The following is a 24,329-nucleotide window of genomic DNA, read 5'->3' as shown; positions in this document are numbered from 1 at the left end:
AAAAAGTAATGAAATAATCACCGTTTTGTTCTTATAAAGCGGTGATTATTGGTTTACGACTACTTACATAGTAGTTAGATAGTGAAAGTTAGTGAACATTACCTTAATTTCGAGTATCATTCGCTATTGCAAAATATCCTTATTAATTATAAGGTCATCACGCTTATAACCCTTGCCAAAAAATCTATGTGAGACATTGATAATGCAGCTATTTTGCATCAATTCTCCTATTCAACCTTAGAGTATGTTCTATCAAGGTTGCTTTATTTTTAACGCAATAATTTATTTTATCACCGAAATAGCTTAGAATAGCAACAATTAGCAAAATTAGGCACAGCCAAAGTGGCTTGATATTGTACATTTTCTAAGCCACAAACCCAGTGTGGGATAATCCCATTTCATTCACCTGGAGGAAGTATTAATGAGCCAAGCCGAAGGCGTTAACGTACAACGCCGTAGAGTTCTTATTGCCTCGACTGCCGCGATTGGTGCAGCTGGGGTAGCTGCTGTGGCAACACCTTTTGTCCGTTCTTGGTACCCAAGCGCTAAAGCTGAGGCTGCAGGGGCTGCAGTGACCCAAGATATTGGTTCTATCGAAGCAGGACAGATGATCGTTGTCAAATATCGCGGTAAACCCATTTTTGTGGTCAAACGCACAGAAGACATGCTAGCGACTTTAGCGTCAGTAAAACCTTTACTGTCTGACCCTGAATCTGATGCATCATTACAACCTGAATACTGTAAAAATCCAGAACGCTCTATCTCACCAGAAGTCTTGGTAGTAGAAGGCGTCTGTACACATTTAGGTTGTGCACCAAACTACCGTCCTGATGTTGGCGCGGCTGACTTGGGTGGTAATGATTGGTATGGCGGATTTTTCTGCCCATGCCACGGGTCTAAATATGACTTGGCGGGTCGCGTTTATAGTGGCGTTCCTGCACCGCTTAACTTACCTGTCCCAGATTACAACATGGATGGTACCATCTTGACGATTGGGGAGGCTTAATATGAGCATGGGTAAAAAGTTAATGCATTGGGTGGACGCACGCTTTCCAGCGACCGAAACCTATGAATACCATATGTCAAAGTACTATGCACCAAAAAACTTTAATTTTTGGTACTTTTTTGGCGTGTTATCAATGGTGGTATTGGTTAACCAATTGGTAACAGGTATTTGGCTGACCATGATGTACAACCCAAGTGCCGAAGGGGCATTTGCATCTGTTGAATACATCATGCGCGATGTCAAAGGTGGTTGGCTCATCCGTTATATGCACTCAACTGGCGCATCTGCGTTCTTTGTGGTCGTATATCTGCATATGTTTAGAGCACTGCTATATGGTTCATACCAGAAACCACGTGAGCTTATTTGGCTTATCGGTATGGGTATTTACTTAGCATTGATGGCAGAAGGTTTCTTCGGTTACCTACTTCCTTGGGGCAATATGTCATTTTGGGGTGCACAGGTTATCTTGAACCTTCCTGCTGCTCTACCTGTGATTGGTGATGGGCTTGCAGAATGGGTACGTGGTGATTATATTATCTCAGGTATCACCCTAAACCGCTTCTTTGCTCTACATGTGGTTGCTATCCCGCTCGTACTTGTGGGCTTAGTATTCATGCATATTGTAGCGCTACACCATGTGGGTTCGAACAACCCTGATGGTATTGATATCAAGAAGCTAAAAGATAAAAATGGTGTGCCGTTAGATGGTATTGAATTCCATCCGTACTACACAGTACACGATATGATTGGTATCGTGGTCTTCTTTATCTTGTTCTTTGCAGTGGTATTCTTCTTCCCAGAAGGCGGCGGATTCTTCCTTGAGCCACCAAACTTTGAGACAGCGAATTCATTGAAAACACCAGCACACATTGCACCAGTATGGTATTACACGCCATTCTATGCCATTTTACGTGCGGTTCCTGACAAGTTGGGTGGTGTGATTGCGATGGGTGGTGCGATTGCCGTACTATTCTTGATACCATGGTTAGACAGATCGCCTGTACGCTCTATACGTTATAAAGGCATTTTATCTAAAATTGCTTTAACCGTGTTTGCGATTAGTTTCTTAGTTTTAGGTTACTTAGGCGCGACGCCAACGACACCAACAGCAACATTGATGGCTCGTATCTTCACTGTCTTGTATTTCTTGTTTTTCTTACTGATGCCAATTTATACCTCTATTGAGAAGTGTAAACAGCCACCAGAACGCGTTACCGGAGGTCACTAATGAACACGCTAATTAAATCCCTAGCGGGTCTAGGCTTAGGCGCGGCATTAACCTTGACGGCTGGTACTGCACTGGCAGCTGGTGGCGGTGGATGTGGTACATTCACCAATGCTGAGGGTGTTGAAGAACATTTAGCTTGTAGTACTGCCCCTATTGATTTTACCAATAAGGGCTCGCTACAAAACGGTGCGAAAATCTTTATGAACTACTGTGCTGGTTGTCACTCTGCCCAGTATGTTCGTCACTCGCGCATTGCTAAAGATTTAGAGATACCACCTGAGTTGGTCGAAAAGTATTTGATGGTCACCACCGATCAAATCGGTGATCATATCAATGCTGAAATTGATCCTGAAGTACAAGCATCATGGTTTGGCGCAGCACCACCAGACTTATCACTTGAGACCAGACTACGTGGCGATGACTGGGTATATACTTACCTGTTATCGTTTTATGAAGACCCAAGCCGTCCTTGGGGTGCCAATAACTTAGTACTTGCCAATGCGGCGATGCCTCATGTATTGCATAATATGCAAGAAGAGCTGAGTGCTGAAGAGTTTGAATCCGAAGTGGGTGATTTGGTTAACTTTATGGCGTGGATGGCAGAGCCTAACCGTCATGACCGTCAAGTGATTGGCTTCTTTGTAATTTTATTCTTATTAGTATTACTCATTCCAGTTTACTTATTGAACAAAGAATTCTGGAAAGATGTAAAATAATTAAGTATTAAAAAATATATTTTTATCGAAAAAAAGGGCACTACTCTGGTAGTGCCTTTTTTTGTCTCTTAAAAGACTAGAAAACACTGAACCATTATTTAAAACAAGGCTCACCCGCAATGTTTACGTACCTTGCCTTGATAATCAGGGCAACTTTGTTTACGATGATAGGCTTTACTATTAACATTAGGCTTTCATGATTGATGCGAACGACATTCCAAGTAGTCAGCTGATTTTATACGCTGATGACGGCTACGACAGTCATGTAGTGCGCCTATTGCTTGAGGAAAAAAAGCTTGCCTATTATCTATCACGCTTGCACTCTGAACGGCCTGAAGATTTAACCGAGCTGAATCCCTATCACACCTTGCCTGTTCTGCAACAACGTGAAATCGCACTGTATGAGATCAACGTTATCTTTGAGTATCTTGAAGAGCGTTACCATACAAACAAGCTACTGCCAGATACCCCGCAAGAGCGTGCCCAATTTCGCCAGCTGGCTTGGCGTATTCAGCACGATTGGCTGGTACTCGGTAAGCGTCTACTCATGCACCCTAATAGCTTTAATAAAGCACAAGCTGCTATTGCGAAAAAACAGTTAAGCGATTCTCTGATTACGTTGTCACCACTGTTTGCTCATAAACCTTATTTTATGGCAGATGATTTTGGCTGGTGTGATGTATTGTTAGCACCTTTGTTATGGCGACTTGAAGAAATGGGAATTGAGCTGCCACGTGCGATTAGTCGCCCTTTATTTGATTATCAACAGCGGGTCTTTGAGCGTACTAGCTTTCAAAAAAGTGTGCGTTAATTAGGGTGTACCCTCAATCTGAGCATTAAACCTTAAATGGGCCAAAATGACTAAATCTTTGTCAAACTGTGTCAAAGTAACTTGCTTATATTTAGATATTATCAGCACTACTTTCCTTGTTTGGCTGCAATTTTTATCACCATTTTCAAAATCAGGACACGCCCTAGACAATGCTTAACCGCTGTCTTAAAATAGAAAACAACAAAATACCTTTAAGTTATTATCTTCAAATTATCAGTATAGGAAACCCTTAGATGAGCGAAACCACCTCTATTACCCCAACACGTCCTTATATGGTGCGCGCACTTTATCAGTGGATAGAAGACAATCAACTAACGCCTTACCTGATGGTTGATGCCACTGCCGAAAACGTACAGATTCCAAGGGAACACGTGCAAGATGGTCGTATCGTATTGAATATCGCCAGCCGTGCGACTGGTAATATGAGTATGGAAAATGATTATATTCATTTTAGTGCGCGTTTTGGCGGCGTGTCACAAGAGATTTGGGTACCAATGACGTCGGTGTTAGGTATTTATGCGAAGGAAAACTCGCAAGGGATGTTTTTTGACCCCAATGAATATGACAACTATCAACCTGAAGATGATGCGATAGTAAGCTCACAGAAGAGCCCTACTGCGACACCTAAAGCCAAACGTGATAATAAAGCTGGTTTAAAAGTGTTGAAATAGTCAATTTTTCGGTATAAAAAAGGCTGGTCGTATTATATACGGTCAGCCTTTTTGTGATTAATCTAAAAGATTTATCATTGTGCACTTTCAGTTAGCATATAAGATTACTAGGTTCTTGGCAATGTCACGCCACGTTGACCTTGATACTTACCGCCGCGATCTTTATAGCTGGTTTCACATACGTCATCAGCATCACTTTGGAAAAACAGCATTTGTGCCACCCCTTCGCCTGCATAAATACGTGCTGGTAGATTGGTGGTATTACTAAATTCCAAAGTGACATGCCCTTCCCACTCAGGCTCCAGCGGCGTCACGTTGACGATAATTCCGCAACGGGCATACGTTGATTTACCAAGACAGATCGTCAATACATCGCGTGGAATGCGGAAATATTCCATGGTGCGTGCTAGCGCAAACGAGTTTGGCGGAATAATGCACTCGTCACCGATAACATCAATAAAGCTTTTTTCATCAAAGTTTTTTGGATCTACAATCACTGAATGAACGTTGGTAAAAACTTTAAATTCAGGCGCGCAGCGTACATCATAACCATAGCTTGACGTACCGTAGCTAACCAAACGCTCGCCTGCATCATTAAAACGTACTTGGCCCGCTTCAAACGGCTCAATCATGCCGTGTTCTTCAGCCATTTTACGAATCCAGCGGTCAGACTTGATAGACATTGTTGTTCCTTAGCAGCTATAAAATAAAATTTACGATATGAACGGTATTTTGATAGCGACGATTATACGGAATTGAGCGCTCAATTTATAGGCTTGCCTGCGTTTAATATAAATCTACAATCAACATGACAACCGCCTACCATTTTGCGAAATGATCTTCTGCTAAGCCCGTTATCTTATCGATTTTAATCACGTCATCTTTTACACGAATCTCACCACTATAAAAGCCAAGCCATTGCTCAAATATACTGGCAAGCACACCAAAGTTATCCGTCTTTTTATAAACGGTTATCGGCGTGAAGGTTAAGTCAATATCAACATTGCTCCAGCCTAGGTTTTGATGATAGATGCGCCAAGGCTGTCGCGTATTATCTATGGTTTTAGCATTATCATCTTGCCCATTAACTGGCAAATTTGAACCATCACGGACAAACATCACAGGCGGTAAATAATAAATCTGCCCATCCAGCCAGCACGCATTTTCGCTAACCCCTGTTTCATTGACGCCCATCGCTAGATTTAGGACAAAATGACGACCGTCTGGCAAATAACTATTGATACAACTCCAAAACCAATTGGTCTTGTGACGCATATAACCAAGCGTCCAATCGAGATTGGCGATAGTCGTTTCGGAAAAGTGGATTTGTTTGGCTTGAGCATCAGTGTTAAATTTTGAATGGGCTTTAATAAGCAAACAACCAGATATACCCGTCAACGGTTCTTTTTGGGTGAAGGTCCAGCCGCGCCTGCCCGTTGGTGTGCAGACTGCTAATGGCACTGCTTGCCGCTGTAGCGTCGCATCAAGCGTAATGTGTTTACTGTCCAATGCTACTGCGATTTGTGAAGGCGTAAAATCCAATGTTAATGTGAGATTACTATGGGTAAATGCCATTTTCCCTTGATAGCAATCGCCTTCTAACTGTGTTTGCCGCGTCAACGGCTGCAATGCTTCACAAACCTCTAACTGCTTAGTCTCATCGTTATAAAGATAAACAAAGGCACTGGTTGCCAACTTAATCGTTGCCAATGCCAGACAAACCCGATAAGGCGGCTGGATAATTTGAATAAAACAGAATTGATTGGCTTTTAACTCTTTGCGCCAGTTTGGCAGCGTCTTTTGCGAAATAAGATGACTGTAGTAGTCCAAATAGTTGATATTTTTAACGTGAGCAAAGATGCCAAAAGTAGGCTGACCGTTTTTAATCAGCTCATTGAGAGCAACTGGCTTACTGCTGGTAGATAGTTGTTGCTGATCTTGGTTATTAAAGTTTTTATTCATAGTCATGGCATCCTAGCCAAATATCATTGTGAGATTAGCTGTCCTTGGTAGCTGACGGTGGTACTTACGACTCTTCTTTTTGTCTTTGCGGACGCCACCCAATTTGCTTCTCTAATCGCTTTTTTCTATCATCTGCAATCCATCTGCCAATTCTTCAGAGACATTGACTACTGCAAAAGCACTTATTCCAAACGGATGCTTAGGAAATTTAAGTAGTAAATTGGCTAGCGCTTGTACCGCTTTAAAAAAATCAGCAATCACCATGCGGCGATTACTAAAGTCATCATTAACTTGATGCCGTTTGCTACTTCCATCTTTATAGTAGCAAACGGCAATGACTTGATTGTTTGAGAGATCAATCACGTATAACGGCGGGCGGAATAATTTAGGAGATTATACTGTTTGGGAATATTATCTAAATGTCGTTGATAAATCGATAAGCTCACAATATTCCCTTTTTAAAACCCAAATCCTTGCAATTTTTTATACTTAGGCTATTTAGCTATCGCTAAAAATCATCGAGAACCGTTATAAAACTATTAAAAAATACGTTTATCATCGACAGGCTTGGCGAATTTATTAATATTGGCTTCGATATTTTTAGCAATGCTAAGATAGTACGGCGCAAACTCGTCATCGGCTAATACGCTTGGCTCACCTTTATCCACTTGTGCACGAATACCGCTGGCCAATGGCAACTGACCTAACAGCGGCACCTGATATTGCTCAGCAATTTTTTCGCCGCCACCTGTGCCAAAGATAGCTTCGGTATGATTACAGTTGCTACAGGTATGCAGTGCCATGTTTTCGACCACGCCGAGTACTGGGATATTGGTTTTGTTAAACATCTCAATGCCTTTTTGCGCATCAAGTAAGGCAATATGCTGCGGCGTCGTAACAATCACGGCACCCGTCACGGGAATACGCTGAGCTAATGTCAACTGAATATCGCCCGTACCCGGTGGCATATCAATCACTAAGTAATCCAGCTGCGGCCAGTTGGTTTGATTATACAGTTGCATCAGCGCACCAGTGGCTTTTGGTCCGCGCCATGCGACAGGCGTATTGTCACCATCGAGTAAGCTACCAATCGATAGCATTGCCATGCCGTGCGCATTGATAGGAACAAACTGCTCGTTTTCCAGCTCAGGTTTGACATTATCGACGCCCAGCATCGTTGGCATACTAGGACCATAAATATCGGCATCAAGTACGCCAACACGGTTGCCTAGCTTTTGTAATGCCAAAGCAATGTTGACCGTGGTAGTGGATTTACCAACACCGCCTTTACCCGACGCCACGACGATAATATGACGAATACGCGGATGCGCGGCGAGTGACGCTTGTGTCGGCGCGGCTTTAGTAATTGGTGGTTCAACAGTAGTATTGCTATCAGCATTTGCCGCTGGTTTATGTTGATTGTCCATGGCATTAGTGGTTTTTGGCATTGCTTTTGGCAGACTTGACCCCGAGCCTTTCGTCGGTGCGGGCAGACGAACATTCATATGAATAGTCTTGATCCCGTGTGGATGTAACAGTTGCCCAAGTTCTTGTTGGATAATTTCAGGATTACTATTTACGGGTAGACGCAAGTCTAAGGTGAGCTGGTCACCATCACGCTCTAGCCCCGTTACCATGGTGGCAATACTGACAGTACCTACCTCATAACCAAGCAGCACCTTGTCCACGGCACTATCGCGCTCTGCTCGCTGCTCTGGTGTTTCTGATTTTTTGGTGGAGGTTTTCTTCATAAAGTTAAACATAGCGACTATTACTGCCTATACAAGTGAGTGGGCATGGCAAAAACTCAGCGAATACTATCGTGAACAATACCGCTCGTGAGCGTGTTAGCCAGACCTTTTATAGTGACAGTGTAGCTGAATTGCCACTATAAAAAAACCACAACGCTAGTAGGACTAGGCTTTATAGCAGCGTTAACCGATAGATAAAAACTGTGAAGCAATAAACAAATAAATAAGCACACCCGAGGCATCACAGACAGAGGTAATCAAAGGTGCACTGGCAGTGGCAGGATCAAAACCCAATTTATTAAGCACAAAAGGTAAGCTCATACCAATCACACAACCAATCATCACCACCGACATCATACTCAGTGCCAGCACTAACGACACCACTGCATCACCACGTACATAACCGATGATTGAGATAGCCACCGCCATCGTCGCCCCAAGCATCAACGCAACCACTGCCTCTCGACCCAATAATGAAAACCAGTCACGCATGACCACATCGCCAGTCGCCAAAGCTCGCACCATCAAGGTCGCTGACTGCGAGCCAGCGTTACCACCACTGTCGACCAATAAAGGCAAAAAGAACACCAATACCAAATTGGCGGCAATCACATCTTCAAATTTTGCAATACTAAAGCCTGAGAGCAAGTTGCCAAATACCAAAAACACTAGCCAGAATACGCGCTTACGGTATAACACTCGAACGCTTACGTCCTTTAATTTGCCAACCATGGTCGAGACACCGCCCGACTTATGGAAATCATCGGTTGCCTCATCACTCGCCACATCCATCGCATCGTCGTGGGTAACAATACCGACCAAAGCACCACTATCATCGGTAATAGGCAGCGCAATTAAGTCATAGCGAGCCACGACTTTCGCAACGTCTTCTTGATCATCATTGACATTACAAGACACTACTTTACTCATCATAATGTCATTAATCAGCTGTTCAGGAGCCGCTAAAATAAGTACTCGTAAAGAGACAACGCCTAATAACTTACGCTCGTCATCAATCACATAAGCATGATAAATAGTCTCGGCATCAGGTGCTTCTAGGCGCAGTACTGCCAATGCCTCAGAGACGGTCATATGAGCAGCTAAAGTCGCATAATCAGACGTCATCAACGCACCAGCAGTGCGCTCCTCATAGGCAGATAACTTACGAATATCTTCACGTTGTGCCTGTGCCAATGCGGGTAACAAAGCATCCCGCTGCTCCTGATTGAGGTGCTTATATAAGTCGGTACGCTCATCTGCGGGCATCTCGCCTACTATCTTTGCTAATGCAGCCCGAGGAAATACATAGGCAAGGGCAACCTGAATATCCGTTTCTAAATAGGAGAACACGGTAGAACGATTGGGCAGATGCTCAAGTAGCTGCCATGCAAGATTTGGCTCCATGAGTGCTAGAACATCGGCAATATCAATCGGGCGCAAATTTTGAAGTTGATTGATTGATTGCTCAAACTGCTGTTGTTCGATAGCACGGCTTAATTTTGCTGCAAGCGTTTTTGCAAAATCCTTATCATTCATTATACTTACTCCGTGCGACCCGAAACGCTATTCAAGCGCTCATAAAAAAGAGCCAATCTAATTGGCTCAAATTAATATAAAACTAGATGCTAATGGATTGGTCTTTTATTAGCAAGCCCATGATTCTTAAACCAACCAAACAGCCCGCGAACCTATTCATTGACCACTCTGTTAATTCATAAACCAACCATGACTGGCAACGATAGACTGACCTGTGAATACATTGCTCGGGAATGCTGCCAAAAACAATGCCAATTGGGCAATATCATCGACGGTCGTGAATTCTTTATCTACCGTATTGACCAACATAATATCATTGACTACAGATTCTTCGCTAATGCCTTTTTCGGCCGCTTGTTGCGGAATTTGCTTTTCGACCAATGGCGTTTTGACAAACCCTGGGCAAATTACATGCGTGCGTACATTATGCTCAGCGCCTTCTTTGGCCAACACACGGCACAGCCCAAGTAACCCATGTTTCGCTGTGACGTAAGGCGCCTTAAACATGGATGCTTCATGCGAATGGACTGACCCCATATAAATGACCGTACCGCCTTTGTCATCTTTATACATGTGCTGTATCGCCGCTTTGGTGGTCAAAAATGCCCCATCCAAATGAATAGCAAGCATCTTTTTCCAATCATCAAACGCCATTTTATGAATCGGATCGATAATCTGAATACCAGCATTGGAGACGAGAATATCAATAGCACCAAAGGTATCGACAAGCTGCTGCACACCAGCGTTTACCGCCTCCTCTGAAGTCACATCCATGGCAATGGCCAGTGCGCGTCCGCCTGCCGCTTCAATAGAATCAACAGTTTTCTGAGCTGCTTCAAGATTAATATCAGCAATACCAACCGCTGCGCCTGCTTTGGCATAAGTTTCAGCGATATCACGTCCGATACCGCTGGCAGCGCCTGTGACCAATGCCACTTTGCCGGTCAAATCTTGTTGTAATGTGGTCGCCATATTTTATAGTCCATTATCAAATAGGTTTTTTAGAGGTTTGTGCCAAATATATCTAACAAGCTTATTGAGCAATGCTCACTGGCGTTTTTTCTTGTAGCTCATCAAAGCTAACACCTTCTGCCAGCTCAACTAGCTTTAGACCGTTGTCAGTAACATCTAGTACAGCAAGTTCGGTAATAATCCGATCAACCACCCCTTTGCCCGTCAATGGTAGCTCGCAATTGGCAAGGATTTTTGGCTCGCCGTGTTTATTGACTTGTTCCATTAAAACAATCACGCGCTGCACGCCAGCGACTAGATCCATCGCACCGCCCATGCCTTTAACCATTTTCTTAGGAATCATCCAGTTGGCCAAATCGCCTTTTTCTGACACTTCCATCGCACCCAATATCGCAAGATTAACATGACCGCCTCGAATCATCGCAAACGACTCTGAGCTACTAAAATAACTGGCACCCGCTTCGGCAGTGACGGTTTGTTTACCCGCATTAATCAAGTCTGCATCGACATTTTCTGCCGTCGGAAACTCGCCAATACCTAATAGACCATTTTCAGACTGTAGCCAAACATCGACATCTTTAGGGATATAATTGGCGACTAGGGTTGGTAGTCCAATACCTAGGTTTACGTAATAGCCGTCTTGTAGCTCTTGTGCGGCACGCTGTGCCATCTGCTCTCTTGTCCATGCCATGATAACTTCCTTATTTTTATAACGACCCCAAAAAATATGATGAGCGGTGTCAAACTCACTTAGTCTACTAGATGTAGCACTTTCACTCGTTTTCCTTGCCACTCAAATTTTTAGGAATAGTATTACAATATTCTATTATTAATTTAACACTTTAAAAAATCCTATAAAGCCTTTAACTAAGCGCTTTCGACTGCTTTAGTCGTAGTCTTTTCAATACGCTTTTCAGGATTACTATTCAAGACGATACGCTGCACAAAGATACCCGGCAGGTGCACGTCATCAGGATCAAAGGTGCCCGTCTCTACGATTTCTTCGACTTCAACAATGGTAATTTTGCCTGCCATGGCGCAATCTGGATTAAAGTTACGCGCCGTCTTGTTAAAAATTAAATTGCCCGCTTTGTCCGCTTTTTGCGCTTTGATTAATGACACATCAGCGCGCAATGAATGCTCAAGTATATAAGTACGACCGTCAAAATCACGGGTTTCTTTGCCTTCAGCGACTAGTGTACCAACGCCAGTTGCGGTATAGAAAGCAGGAATACCAGCACCGCCCGAACGTAGTTTTTCCGCTAACGTCCCTTGCGGCGTTAATTCAACTTCTAACTCGCCTGCCAAGTATTGACGCTCAAATTCTTTATTTTCACCGACATAAGATGAAATCATTTTTTTAATCTGCCGCGTTTGTAATAGCAACCCTAAGCCGAAGTCATCGACCCCAGCGTTATTACTGATGCAAGTTAACCCTTTAACACCACTATCACGCAATGCGGCGATTAACGCTTCCGGAATACCGCACAGACCAAAACCACCGATAGCGAGTGTTTGTCCATCGCTGACGATACCTTTTAGCGCTTCTTCGGCACTGCTATATACTTTTGATTGACTCATGCTTATCTCCTTGCAAGTCTATTTTTTGTTATTAACTTCTATCATCAATGATTATGAGTGGGTGATATCACTCAATATTTCCATATTTATATTAATACAATTTCTATCGATATATCATAATTAAAAATCTTGTGCTAACTTACCATATTATTCTCGTAGCGAGAAGAGAATAACCATAGGAATATACAAGCCAGCGCAGTAGCGGTATATATGATGGGTCAATATCTTATTAAAACAGGATTTATGTTTAATAAAATATCAAATATTGCCTATTTTAAGTAATTTTATTGACCAATATCACTATGCTCTGCATACTCGCTGATTGAACTTTGCCAAGGAGGGCGATCATGTTTAGTACCTTTGCTATTGTCATTACTTTATTATTATTGATGTTTTTTGCTTATCGCGGTTATTCCGTGCTGATATTAGCACCGATTATGGCGACATTAGCCGTACTATTATCAGGTGATTTTTTAAGCACAATTCCTGCCTATACCGATGTCTTTATGGGGGCGCTAAGTGGATTCTTACTTAAGTTTTTCCCTATATTCTTGCTGGGTGCACTATTTGGGCGTTTGATGGCAGACTCTGGTGCGGCGACCGCGATTGCCAAAACTGTGGTCGAAAAGCTTGGTGCTAGCAAAGCCATCTTAGCGGTTATCTTAGTTTGTGCCATTTTAACCTATGGTGGCGTCTCGTTATTTGTCGTGGCATTTGCTATTTACCCAATCGCCAAAGACTTGTTTAAAGCCGCTGATATTCCTAAGCGCTTGATTCCGGCAGCGATTGCCTTAGGCTCATTCACCTTTACGATGACGGCATTGCCAGGTACGCCTGCCATTCAAAACGCCATTCCGATTCCTTACTATAATACCAACGTTTTTGCCGCGCCTATCTTGGGTATTATCGGCGGCACCATCATGTTTATTTGCGGTTGGTTATGGCTACAATCACGCGCCAGAAAAGCCAATGCAGCAGGCGAAGGCTATGGTCAGCATGACGAAGAGGATGTGGGCGGCGTTGGCGCAGCTAAAAAAGAAGCTGAGGTATTAAATACGCATCACACCTCATTTACCATTGCTATGATTCCACTGGTGTTGGTCATTGGCTTAAATGCTTTATTAACTTACGCTGTCTTTCCATCAGTGGATTTTAGCGGCTTACAAGCTCAGTTTCCTGATCTAAATATCGCAGGCTCACTGGGTTTATGGTCAATTATCATCTCGTTAGTCGTGGCTTGTGCGGTGTTAATTTTGTTACGTATCGGTCATTGGAATAATCTGCAAAAAACCATCAACCGTGGTACTTATGATTCGATGTTGCCTATTTTTAATACCGCCTCAGAAGTTGGTTACGGCGCGGTTATCGCCTCGTTAGCAGGCTTCCTTATCATTCGTGATAGTATCTTAAATCTAACGCCTGACAATCCTTTAATCTCAGAAGCGGTGGCGATGACCACGCTGGCTGGTATTACTGGCTCGTCATCTGGAGGTTTAAGCATTGCCCTCTCTACGTTGGGTGAAGACTATTTAAGAATGGCGGTCGCAGCGGGTATTGACCCAGAGCTCATGCACCGTGTTGCTGTGATGGCAGCGGGTGGTTTGGATACGTTACCGCATAGTGGCGCGGTCATCACCTTACTTGCGATTTGTGGTTTGACCCATAAGCAGTCTTATCTAAACGTCGCCATGGTAACGATGGTGATTCCACTTATTGCTGTGGTCGCCGTTATCATTTTAGGGACGATATTTGGCTCGTTCTAATGTCCTGAAATGAGGTATTTATTAAACCTTAAAGATAATTAAATTTAACGATTATTGCTTGATACCGAAGAGCCCACTAAGCGATTGCTTGGTGGGTTTTTTATGGACGCTTTCTCATTACTACCTCTAAATACAACCGACTATTTATCTCTCATAATTGATTGACACTCTATATACCGTATAGAGTTAATCGCTTTATTAACGACTATATTAATTACTCAGGTAATGTCACAAATTTGGCCGAATTACGGTATCATAGGCACACTTTTTTAAATTTTTATTTGCTTAATACGTTTTAGCATTGATAGTTTGATATTAATAGTATCGCGTCTAATAGCTCAAAACCGCTTAAGACGTTTGATAACCAACCCGTTTATATAAAAATATAGGTGATAAAAGTGCGTGAGATTCTAGTAACCAGTGCGCTGCCCTACGCCAATGGCTATATCCATTTGGGGCATCTTGTAGAATATATTCAGACCGACATTTGGGCACGTGCCATGAAAGCGCAAGGCCATCAGGTCACTTATGTCTGCGCAGACGATGCACACGGTACGGCAATCATGCTCAAAGCAGAAGCCAATGGCGTCACGCCAGAGGAACAAATTGCCTCGGTGAAAGCGTCGCATGAAGCAGATTTTGCTAAATTTTTGATTAACTTTGACAATTATCACTCCACCCACTCAGAAGAAAACAAACATTTCTCTGAGCTGATTTATCGTCGTTTAAATGATGCTGGGCATATTAGTACCAAAGATGTCGAACAATTATTTGACCCTGAAAAACAGCTATTTTTAGCCGATCGCTTTGTCAAGGGTACTTGCCCTGAATGCGCAGCGGCAGACCAATATGGCGATAACTGTGAAGTTTGCGGTACGACCTATGATGCAACGGATCTTAAAGACCCGCATTCAACGTTATCAGATGCCACGCCTATTCTAAAAACCTCCAAGCATTACTTCTTTAATTTGCCTGAATTTGAGCAATTCTTAAAGGATTGGACGCGTAGTGACAATCGCTTGCAAACATCGGTCGCCAATAAACTACAAGAATGGTTTGAAGCAGGTCTGGCAACGTGGGACATTTCCCGTGATGCGCCCTACTTTGGTTTTCAGATTCCAGATACCCCAAGCGATGAGCCAGACAAATATTTTTATGTATGGCTCGATGCGCCAGTCGGTTACATGGCGAGCTTCAAAAATCTCTGCGATAAGCGCGCAGGTACAGACAAGGCGCTTGATTTCGACCGTTATTGGACGCAAGAAAACGAACATAAAACCGAGGTGTATCACTTCATCGGTAAAGACATCGTTTATTTCCATGCGCTATTTTGGCCTGCCATGCTAGCCGGTAGTGAGTTCCGTACACCAACGGGTGTTTTTGCTCATGGCTTCTTGATGGTCAATGGCGAAAAAATGAGTAAGTCACGCGGTACTTTTATTAAAGCCGAAACGTATGCTGATCACTTACATCCTGAATACTTGCGTTATTACTTTGCTAGCAAACTGTCTGATAAAGTCGAGGATATCAACCTTGATTTAGAAGATTTCATGCAAAAGGTCAACTCTGATCTAGTCGGTAAAGTGGTCAATATCGCCAGTCGCAGCGCTGGATTCTTGGTCAAAAAGTACGATGGCATGCTCACAGAGGTCTGCGCTGAGCCAAGTTTATTAGAAGACATTACCAAAACCGGTGATGAGATTGCTGCCGCTTACGAGAACCGTGAGTTTTCGCGTGCCATGCGTTTGATTATGCAATGTGCTGATAAAGCCAATGAATATATCGATGAGAAAAAACCGTGGGCGCTTGCTAAGGTCGAAGGCGCAGAGCAAGAAGTTCAAGATGTTTGCTCGGTCGCGATTAATATCTTCCGTCAATTGATGGTTTATCTTGCGCCAGTATTGCCTGAGCTAACCGCCAATGCCAAAGAGTTTTTGAACATTGACGACTTAAGCTTTGCCAGCCGTAATGAGTGGCTACTGGGTCATAAAATTAATAAGTTCAAGCCTTTGATGCAGCGTATCGAAGAAAAAGACGTTGCCGCGATGGTTGAGGCGTCAAAAGAGTCTTTGGCTCAAGCTGCTGCTCCTGTGGCTAGCAAAGCCGTTGCTAAAAAAGATAACAAGCCCGCAAAAGAAGCTGATGCTGATATAAATACTGAGCAAGCTGACTATATCGGTATCGAAGACTTTGCCAAAGTTGAGATGAAAGTCGCTCACGTTTTAGCCTGCAATCATGTCGAAGGCGCAGATAAGCTTTTACAATTTACCCTAGACGTTGGCGAAGACAAACCCCGCAATGTGTTTAGCGGCATCCGTAAGTTTTATGAGCCTGAGCAGTTGCTAGATAAAAAGGTCATTTGCGTGACCAATCTTGCCCCGCGCAAAATGAAGTTTGGTGTCTCAGAGGGTATGGTGCTATCAACTGGCAATCCAAAAACCCAGCTGACGGTGATTACCTTGCCTGACAACTGCGTGATTGGCGATGTGCTTGCTTAATAGTTAGGCTTACTCAACAAACAAAAAAGATGTCCAGCTGGGCATCTTTTTTATTGTCCCAAAACTATCGCTGGTCAATCGCCAAAATCAGTGCTTATATAGAAGATAATATCGATGAATATTGACTCAGCACGTTCTTTATAGAAGTAATGACAAACGCGTTTTAATTTCTTATTGCCATAAGTTACATTACTGTCATAATATGGACGTAATGATCAATGGATTGATTACTTTGATGTTAGCCCGTTATCTCAGCATGCACATAACATTGACTCGGGTAACCTGCACTCTCTAACCTATGAGCCCCAATAAAATGACCTTTGCTACTACTTTACGCTTCAGCCTATTCGGTGCTGCTATGAGCGCCGCGCTTGGATTAATTGGCTGCTCAAACACGACCGACACTGCTGCAACGACAGATACAAGTGCCGCCGCAGATTCTGACAAGCCTGCCAAGACATTAGCCATCACTCAAATCGTCGAACATCCTTCATTAGATGCGATGCGCCGCGGCATTATTGATGAGTTGGCAGATAATGGCTATGTGGAAGGCCAAAATCTAACCATTAATTTCCAAAGTGCTCAAGGCAATACAGCGACAGCAGGTCAGATTGCTAAGCAGTTTGCAGGAGACAACCCTGATGCCATCGTGGCAATCTCGACGCCATCAGCTCAGTCTATCGTTGCGTCAACTAATACGGTTCCAGTTATTTATACGGCTATCTCAGATCCTGTCGCAGCAAAGCTCATTAACGAAAACAATACGCCTATCCAATCTAATGTGACAGGACTGTCTAGTGAGCTACCTATCGAGCCGCAACTAGACAATATTCAAAAAATTGTACCTAATGCAAAAACCATTGGCTATGTTTATAGTCCAGGTGAAGTCAATTCGGTGGTGGTACTCAATCAACTTAAAAAAGCTGCGCCTGCACGTGGGCTTAAGATATTAGACGTCACCGCCAATCGCCCGACGGATGTGGCCATGGCGACTCGTAGCCTTGCTGGTCGTGTTGATATGATTTATACCTCACTAGATAACAATGTGGTATCCGCCTTTGAAGCGATGGCAGGTGCTGCCAATGAGCTTGATATTCCTGTCATTGCCTCGGACGAGTTTAGTGTGCGACGTGGTGCAACTGCGGCACTTGGTGTCAATGATTATGACTTTGGTCGTACCACAGGCAAAATGGTGTATCGTGTGTTAAATGGCGAAGCAGTTAGCAGCGTCAAGCCTGAAGTGATGAATACCTTAACCTTATATGCAAGCCCGAAACATGCTGCTGAGCAAGGCGTCAGCCTGACTGATGAGCTGCTAAAAAATGCCATTAATGTCGACAAACAAGCGCAGAGTGCGGATAAATAATACGGATAAATAGTTTTGACAAGTAGCACTGAAAAATAACATTTAGCCTTCTATACAGATAACTGCTTTACCCTTTATCCATCTATACCTTTTATCTATAAATTAAATAATGTACGGACACATTATTATTTTCAGGAGTGAGACCCATGTTGTATCAAAATCGTTTTGGTCATTTTAACTTTAGTAAAGCACTATTATTAGGTGGCGTTTGTACTGCCATCTTGACTGGCTGTAATCAATCAGCACAAGATACCAGCACTACTGATACAGCTGCTACTGGCGATGCAGCCACAGCGATGAAGACCGTCGCTATTACGGCTATCGTCGAACATCCAGCGCTTGATGACGTCCGTAAGGGCGTTATCGACGAGCTCAATGAAGCAGGCTTTAAAGATGGTGAAAACTTAACGGTTAATTTCCAAAGCGCACAGGGTAACACTGCTACTGCTGGACAGATTGCTAAGCAATTCGTCGCAGACAATTCAGACGTTATCGTTGCGATTGGTACTCCATCAGCGCAGTCAGTAGCTGCTGCTACTAGCAGTATCCCTTTAGTATTCTCAGCAGTCACTGACCCAGTTGCCGCCAAACTAGTGACAAAACTAGATGGCTCTGGCACCAATGTCACTGGCGGCTCTGATGCACTGCCTTATGAGCCACAAATTGAGCTGATGCGTCAAATCATTCCTAGTCTAAAAAATGTCGGCTATGTTTATAGCCCAGGCGAAGTCAATTCAACGATTATCTTGAAAAACTTAAAAGAAAAACTGACACCACTAGGTATCAATGTACTCGAAGCGCCTGCCCAGCGTAGTACTGATATTGCGATGGCAGCACGTAGCCTCGAAGGTAAGGTCGATATGATCTACACCTCAACCGATAATAACGTCGTATCGGCTTACGAATCACTATATCAAGTCGCTAAAGAGAGCAAAATCCCACTGATTGCGTCTGACACTAGCTCAGTTGAGCGTGGTGCCGTTGCTGCATTGGGCGTGAATTACTACGAGCTTGGTCGCGAAACAGGCAAAATCGTGGTACGTATTTTAAATGGTGAAAAAGCAGGCGCTATTCCTGTCTACACCCCGCAAATGTTGGATCTATACGTTAGTCCAAAGCATGCCAAAGAAGAAGGCATTACTTTGTCACAAGCGGTTATCGATAAAGCAAAAGAAGTGGTAGAATAACGCACTTTTATAGCTAGCTCATTACAGCTATCATAAGGTAGATACCGAGTTTGATGGATTTGGTGTCAGCCGTCATCTACCTTTATGCGATGAGGCTAAATGTTTAACATCAGAAACCCAGCTATGAAGCAGTAGGCTGGGCTTCTTATTTAAACCACATTGATTAAATATAAAGTATTTGCGTCATTTCTAAATTTGCCCTTTTTTTAATCAAAGCTTTGAACCTAGGTAGCTTATGATAGCTGTTGATCGTGACATGTTTTGGTTTACCCTAACCGCAGATTGTTTAATCTGTTAAATTCACCGCTTAGTCGTTTAGCTAAAATTGACGTATAGATGAGACAGCGCTGATCTATCTCACGCACTCATTCTATGAATCGATATTAGAACGTTAGTGGCTAAACGCTTGGTTATGACTTACTGATCTCTTATGTCTTTAATTGCTTTTTTTGGTGCACTTGAAAGCGGTCTGATTTATGGCCTAGTAGCACTTGGTGTGCTGATCTCATTTCGCACCCTCGACTTCCCCGACTTGACCGCTGACGGTAGTTTTCCACTAGGTGGCGCTGTCGCTGGTATTTCTATCATCGCTGGTGTCAACCCATGGCTTGCCTGTGCTTTCGGTATGTTGGCAGGTTCCGTTGCTGGTATTGTTACGGCATGGCTACACGTCAAACTTGGCATCCTGCAACTACTTGCCAGTATCTTGGTAATGGTCGCACTATATTCTATCAATTTACGGATTATGGGTGCACCGAACTTGCCATTATTGGGTGAAACCACGGTCTTTAGCACCTTGGTCACGGATGGCAACGGTTATTGGATGCGCTGTCTAATTATTGGTGTCGTGGTGATAGCTGCCATGTTATTTTTAAACTGGTTCTATAGTACCGAAACGGGTCTTTCGATGCGGGCGACGGGTTCCAACCTCCGAATGGCACAGGCGCAAGGCATTAACACCTCATGGATGACCATCATTGGTATGGCGATTTCTAACGGTTTGATTGCTCTAGCAGGTGCATTGTTTGTGCAGACTCAAGGTGGCGCAGATATCTCGATTGGTATTGGTACCATTGTCATCGGTTTAGCAGCGGTCATCATTGGTGAAACCATCATTCCTGCCAAGCGTATTTGGCTGATTACCTTTGCCGTGGTCGTCGGTGCGGTGCTATATAAGCTATTTATTCAGGTGGCGCTATCGAGCGATACGCTACGTAGTATTGGTTTTGGCCCGCAAGATTTAAACTTGATTACAGCGCTACTCGTCGTATTTGCCTTGGTATTGCCAAAAGCTAAAAATAAATTTTTAAGTCGTAAAGTTCGGGCTTAATGTCAATGTGCAACCATAAGGAATAATTATTATGATGCAAGCTACAGATTTGCGGTTGACCTTTAATCCTGGAACGCCCATTGAAAACCCTGCCCTACGCGGTATCAATCTCAACATCGCTGATGGTGAATTTGTCACTGTCATCGGTACCAATGGTGCGGGTAAATCAACTTTTTTAAATGCGGTCAGTGGTACCACGCGCGTCGATAGCGGTTCAATCTTATTAAATGGTATCGATGTTACCAAAAAGACCGCGCACCAACGCGCCCATTGGGTAGCTCGTGTCTTCCAAGATCCGATGGCGGGAACTTGTGAAGCATTAACCATCGAGGAAAATATGGCGCTGGCTTATAAGCGCGGCGGCAAACGTGGTTTGAGCTTTGCACTCAACCAAAATAACCGTGATTTATTTCGCGAAAAATTATCAGTATTAAAATTGGGGCTAGAAAATCGCTTGACTGACCGTATGGGTCTGTTATCCGGTGGTCAACGTCAAGCTGTTAGCCTATTGATGGCTTCACTGCAACCTTCCAAAATTTTATTGCTAGATGAGCATACTGCTGCCCTCGATCCTAAGACTGCTGCTTTCGTTTTAGAATTGACCGATAAGATTGTGACGGACAATCAGCTTACAACGATGATGGTCACGCATTCAATGCAGCAGGCATTGGCGCATGGCACCAGAACAGTGATGTTACATCAAGGACAAGTAGTATTAGATGTGGCTGGTGATAAACGTCAAGGCATGACTGTACATGACTTACTTGATATGTTTGAGCAAACGCGCGGCGAAAAAGTCGAAGATGATAGCTTGATATTGAGTTAAATAACTTAGCAAAATTCTTCAACTCTTGAAAAAATAGAACGTCTGTTTAATATCAGGCGTTTTTTTATGACTGCTTTAATTGGTACGACTGTCTTAATTTTTAAGCATCAAGCAATACTAACTTTTGAATCAACTCACTGACATGTTGTGACTGCATTTTTTTCATCACTTGTGAACGATGCACCTCTACCGTACGGACAGAAACGTCTAAATGATCAGCGATATTTTTATTCAAATTACCTTCTAACAATTCATTGGCAACCTGCTTTTCTTTATCGGTCAGCTGCGCATAGAGCTTTTTAATATCATAAAGCGTGGCGCGTTTTAGAGTGAGGTCTTGCGCACATGCAAGCGCTTCTTGTAGCCGGCGGCTATTAATCGGTTTTTCCAGATAATCAGCCGCACCTTGCTTCAGCATATTGACAGCATCAGCAATCTCGCCATTTCCAGTTAGCGCTATCAATGCCATAGGGCTATCCTGTTGACTGAGATGTACCTGTAGCGCTTGACCACTCATCTCTGGCATCATCAAATCACTCACAATCACTGCTGGACGATAGATATTAACTTGTTGCAAAAACGTCAGTGCACTTGCCCACACTTTGGTCGATAGCCCTAAGCTGCTAATCAAAAAATCACAGGACATGCGCACACTTTCTTCGTCATCAATGATATGAATGATAAGCGATTCTGGCGTAATGCCTGATAAATCGTCAGACAGATGACTGCTTTTATCTTGCCAGCACGTAGACTCATTTGAGAGTTGATTAGACGTCATATGTGACCTTATGGCTAAATACATTATTGATATTCATTAGAGTTTTTCATCATTATTCGCTAAAGATAATGGCAGATAAAAAGATATTTGTGCGCCCACCGTGTTTGACATCTGATAGTTAGCATTGATTTGTAGTAGCTGGATTTTACCATTTAAGCTACGTTTAAAGCGGCGCTGCTCACTGCTCATTACTTGGTAAACTTGCTCAATTTCACATTCGGCATCAATATTATTTAGCTGCATCATACCGCCCAATGACTTGCATAAACGCTGACATATCATCAGTCCTAATCCTAGACCGTCTGCTTTTGTTGATTGAGTAGCATACTGACTGGGTAGGTTCTCTGGTAGGTGCTGTGCTTTAAGCTGGGCTTGATCAAAGCCGCCAGCATCATCGCTTAGATGCAATACCAACCATTGCTTGCCATCGTGTTCTTCTGCCTGACAGCGTAGCATGATATTGGTCGCCCCTTGCTGCGCAGCATTGGTCATGCTATTTATCAGTAACTGATCTAATAGTAAATTTGGCAAGGTTAAATGCTGATAATCACTTGCCAGCCAAAAATTGACACCTACTGCTTGCTCACCCAATAATAAAATGCACTGTTGATAGATAGCTGAGATATCGACACGAGTTTCATTCGCTTGCGACCGTCCAGCCCAGCGGCGAATATTAGTCACTACAGCAGCGACACGTTCTGTTTCATTGACAATCTGCTGTAGAGCATTCTCTGTTGCCGCATTATCAAGTGGCGCTATGCCGATAGCATTTTTAGACAACCTTGCATGTCGACTGCGTATCAATAACCCTTGCGCATAATTTTGAATGGTTGCCAGCGGCTGATTGATTTCATGAGCAATAGCACCGCTCATCTCACCGATGACCGCAAAGCGCTCTGATTGGTGTAACTGCTGATCATAATCACGGATTAGTCTATTTTGCCGCACTATCTTTTTTTGCCGCCGCCATGTTAGCCAGCTCATCCAAGCATAATTTACTGTCGATATCAGGATAACCAAAATAATCACAGCCATCCACAATCGATGCGCCTTTATCCAGTCGATCATATGCGCGCTCAGCTGCTTTTGGGCGGGATGACGATTCATCTCATAAAGAATGCGCTCAGCATCGCTACTCGATTCTGCTGGCAACCAGCGCTGCTCTAATTGACTCTTGCCAAATAGATGTTGATTGATCTGGCGCACCAAAGCATCTGGCGCTTGCTCGGTCGCGGCCAATGTCCAATTTGGGTATATTCTCGTTGAAGAGTGGCAGCTGGATACAGTGGTGACTGGATGAATGAGACGGTATTGCTTATCATTGATTTGACCGCGCCTTGCCATCTCCTCCATCAGACAAAGCGGCGTAATAGCAGCGTCTACCTTGCCGCTAGCCAAGGCATGCAAAGTGCGCTCTATCGGATAACCGACAAACTGTGTTTGGTAATGATTTGGCATAATGCCATTTTGCTGTAATAAATGCGCGCCCAATAAATAACCGCCAAATGCGTCAGTGTCGACGGCAGCAATATGCCGTTGCTCCAAATCCTGCAAACGATAAATATCACTGTCGGCAGCGACCCATAAAGCACTGGCGACCTCTTCCATCGCACTCGGCTGTTTTAATGGCGTATATTCATTTAGCTTATTAAATTCATTGGCGAGGGTGACTGTCGTCGATAGCTGATTTTGCGATTGTTGCCCATTAACACCCTCAGCATCAAATCCTTGATTGCTAAAAATTTTATCACGAGAACTTTTATCACGAGCGTTTTGCGCATTGCTATTTAATTGAGCCGTCTCTGTTTGTAAGGTAGCCAGCCAGCGCCACCTGATGGTATTCATTTTTATAAACTGTACTTGCGGGCCAAGCACTAGCGCAAACTGCTGTGCTTCTATTTGCTGTTGCCAATTCTCCAGCGCCAAAGGTACCAATATCACGGTGTCATCTGATAACTGATCATTAAGCTCGTCAAGCCAGGGCTGCCAGCGATTTTGTGCGGCTGTCTCGCCTTGCGGTGCCAACACACCTAAATAGTAAGTCTGGGCGGTGGCATTAGATAGCGGCAACCAAGCAGCCCATGCTACCACGGTAATAAAACAAGCCTTTAAGATAGTCCAAATTTTAGACTTTTTATGCATACACCTAGCCTTATATTTGACCTACCAAACGTACATTATAAGCAAAAACCTTAATTATAATGTGGTTTTCCACAATATCACAATATTACCCGCTACCCTATACTATATGACAGTCGTGTAACTTTTAATTCGCTGAGCTTAAATCACAAATATTCGATTTCAATTTTGATTTCAATAAGAATGA

General features: G+C 43.4%; 21 protein-coding genes. 11 read left to right on the top strand and 10 right to left on the bottom strand.

Annotation, left to right across the window (positions count from 1 at the left end; translation table 11 throughout):
• Positions 1 to 421 precede the first annotated feature (421 nt).
• The 5 genes from petA to Q6344_04980 all read left to right on the top strand — a co-directional run bounded on the left by petA (position 422) and on the right by Q6344_04980 (position 4,453).
• On the top strand, positions 422 to 1,006 hold the full coding sequence (petA, locus tag Q6344_05000; GenBank protein ID WLG14695.1) for a ubiquinol-cytochrome c reductase iron-sulfur subunit: 585 nt from the start codon (positions 422 to 424) through the stop codon (positions 1,004 to 1,006).
• A 22-nt stretch (positions 1,007 to 1,028) separates the two neighbouring features.
• Positions 1,029 to 2,234: a cytochrome bc complex cytochrome b subunit gene (locus Q6344_04995; GenBank protein WLG15147.1), complete on the top strand. Its 1,206-nt coding sequence runs from the start codon at positions 1,029 to 1,031 to the stop codon at positions 2,232 to 2,234.
• Positions 2,234 to 2,950 (top strand): cytochrome c1, encoded by a 717-nt coding sequence (locus tag Q6344_04990; protein WLG14694.1) that lies wholly within the window; start codon positions 2,234 to 2,236, stop codon positions 2,948 to 2,950. Before Q6344_04995 ends, Q6344_04990 begins: the two co-directional genes overlap by 1 nt.
• A 196-nt stretch (positions 2,951 to 3,146) precedes the next feature.
• Entirely contained in the window at positions 3,147 to 3,761 is a 615-nt protein-coding gene (locus tag Q6344_04985) for a glutathione S-transferase N-terminal domain-containing protein (GenBank protein WLG14693.1), read from the top strand.
• A 254-nt stretch (positions 3,762 to 4,015) separates the two neighbouring features.
• Positions 4,016 to 4,453: a ClpXP protease specificity-enhancing factor gene (locus Q6344_04980; protein WLG14692.1), complete on the top strand. Its 438-nt coding sequence runs from the start codon at positions 4,016 to 4,018 to the stop codon at positions 4,451 to 4,453.
• Positions 4,454 to 4,560: 107 nt separating this feature from the next.
• On the opposite strand, the gene dcd is transcribed toward Q6344_04980, so the two are convergent.
• The 8 genes from dcd to Q6344_04940 form a co-directional block, all read right to left on the bottom strand.
• On the bottom strand, positions 4,561 to 5,136 hold the full coding sequence (dcd, locus tag Q6344_04975) for a dCTP deaminase (protein ID WLG14691.1): 576 nt from the start codon (positions 5,134 to 5,136) through the stop codon (positions 4,561 to 4,563).
• A gap of 136 nt (positions 5,137 to 5,272) precedes the next feature.
• Complete coding sequence (locus tag Q6344_04970) at positions 5,273 to 6,421, bottom strand: DUF2804 domain-containing protein (protein WLG14690.1); 1,149 nt, start codon at positions 6,419 to 6,421, stop codon at positions 5,273 to 5,275.
• 105 nt (positions 6,422 to 6,526) lie between these two features.
• Positions 6,527 to 6,778, bottom strand: a complete 252-nt coding sequence (locus tag Q6344_04965) for a hypothetical protein (protein ID WLG14689.1) — start codon at positions 6,776 to 6,778, stop codon at positions 6,527 to 6,529.
• 176 nt (positions 6,779 to 6,954) lie between these two features.
• Positions 6,955 to 8,178: an iron-sulfur cluster carrier protein ApbC gene (gene apbC, locus Q6344_04960; protein ID WLG14688.1), complete on the bottom strand. Its 1,224-nt coding sequence runs from the start codon at positions 8,176 to 8,178 to the stop codon at positions 6,955 to 6,957.
• A 171-nt stretch (positions 8,179 to 8,349) separates the two neighbouring features.
• Entirely contained in the window at positions 8,350 to 9,702 is a 1,353-nt protein-coding gene (mgtE, locus tag Q6344_04955) for a magnesium transporter (GenBank protein ID WLG14687.1), read from the bottom strand.
• A gap of 171 nt (positions 9,703 to 9,873) precedes the next feature.
• Positions 9,874 to 10,674, bottom strand: coding sequence for a 3-hydroxybutyrate dehydrogenase (locus tag Q6344_04950; GenBank protein WLG14686.1), 801 nt, complete (start codon positions 10,672 to 10,674; stop codon positions 9,874 to 9,876).
• Positions 10,675 to 10,735: 61 nt separating this feature from the next.
• Entirely contained in the window at positions 10,736 to 11,365 is a 630-nt protein-coding gene (locus Q6344_04945) for a CoA transferase subunit B (protein ID WLG14685.1), read from the bottom strand.
• A 176-nt stretch (positions 11,366 to 11,541) separates the two neighbouring features.
• Positions 11,542 to 12,255 carry a CoA transferase subunit A gene (locus tag Q6344_04940; protein ID WLG14684.1) on the bottom strand — a complete coding sequence of 238 codons (714 nt, stop codon included), beginning with the start codon at positions 12,253 to 12,255 and terminating at the stop codon, positions 11,542 to 11,544.
• 347 nt (positions 12,256 to 12,602) lie between these two features.
• Here Q6344_04940 and Q6344_04935 point away from each other — a divergent pair, with 347 nt between their 5' ends.
• The 6 genes from Q6344_04935 (at position 12,603) to Q6344_04910 (ending at position 21,225) form a co-directional block, all read left to right on the top strand.
• Positions 12,603 to 14,018 carry a GntP family permease gene (locus tag Q6344_04935; GenBank protein WLG14683.1) on the top strand — a complete coding sequence of 472 codons (1,416 nt, stop codon included), beginning with the start codon at positions 12,603 to 12,605 and terminating at the stop codon, positions 14,016 to 14,018.
• Positions 14,019 to 14,416: 398 nt separating this feature from the next.
• On the top strand, positions 14,417 to 16,516 hold the full coding sequence (metG, locus tag Q6344_04930; protein ID WLG14682.1) for a methionine--tRNA ligase: 2,100 nt from the start codon (positions 14,417 to 14,419) through the stop codon (positions 16,514 to 16,516).
• A 313-nt stretch (positions 16,517 to 16,829) separates the two neighbouring features.
• Entirely contained in the window at positions 16,830 to 17,882 is a 1,053-nt protein-coding gene (locus Q6344_04925; protein WLG14681.1) for an ABC transporter substrate-binding protein, read from the top strand.
• 146 nt (positions 17,883 to 18,028) lie between these two features.
• A complete protein-coding gene (locus Q6344_04920) occupies positions 18,029 to 19,069 on the top strand; it encodes an ABC transporter substrate-binding protein (GenBank protein ID WLG14680.1) in 1,041 nt (346 codons plus the stop codon).
• A gap of 430 nt (positions 19,070 to 19,499) precedes the next feature.
• Positions 19,500 to 20,399 (top strand): ABC transporter permease, encoded by a 900-nt coding sequence (locus tag Q6344_04915; GenBank protein WLG14679.1) that lies wholly within the window; start codon positions 19,500 to 19,502, stop codon positions 20,397 to 20,399.
• A 31-nt stretch (positions 20,400 to 20,430) separates the two neighbouring features.
• Complete coding sequence (locus Q6344_04910) at positions 20,431 to 21,225, top strand: ABC transporter ATP-binding protein (protein ID WLG14678.1); 795 nt, start codon at positions 20,431 to 20,433, stop codon at positions 21,223 to 21,225.
• A 100-nt stretch (positions 21,226 to 21,325) separates the two neighbouring features.
• Here Q6344_04910 and Q6344_04905 read toward each other — a convergent pair whose 3' ends face one another.
• Entirely contained in the window at positions 21,326 to 22,003 is a 678-nt protein-coding gene (locus Q6344_04905; protein ID WLG14677.1) for a response regulator, read from the bottom strand.
• Positions 22,004 to 22,039: 36 nt separating this feature from the next.
• Positions 22,040 to 24,145, bottom strand: coding sequence for a PhnD/SsuA/transferrin family substrate-binding protein (locus tag Q6344_04900; GenBank protein WLG14676.1), 2,106 nt, complete (start codon positions 24,143 to 24,145; stop codon positions 22,040 to 22,042).
• Between the last annotated feature and the right edge of the window lie 184 nt (positions 24,146 to 24,329).

Origin of the sequence: Psychrobacter cibarius (genome assembly GCA_030686115.1) — a bacterium.
GTDB classification, from domain to species: Bacteria; Pseudomonadota; Gammaproteobacteria; order Pseudomonadales; family Moraxellaceae; genus Psychrobacter; species Psychrobacter cibarius_C.
This window is presented reverse-complemented; position numbering and strand designations above follow the sequence as displayed.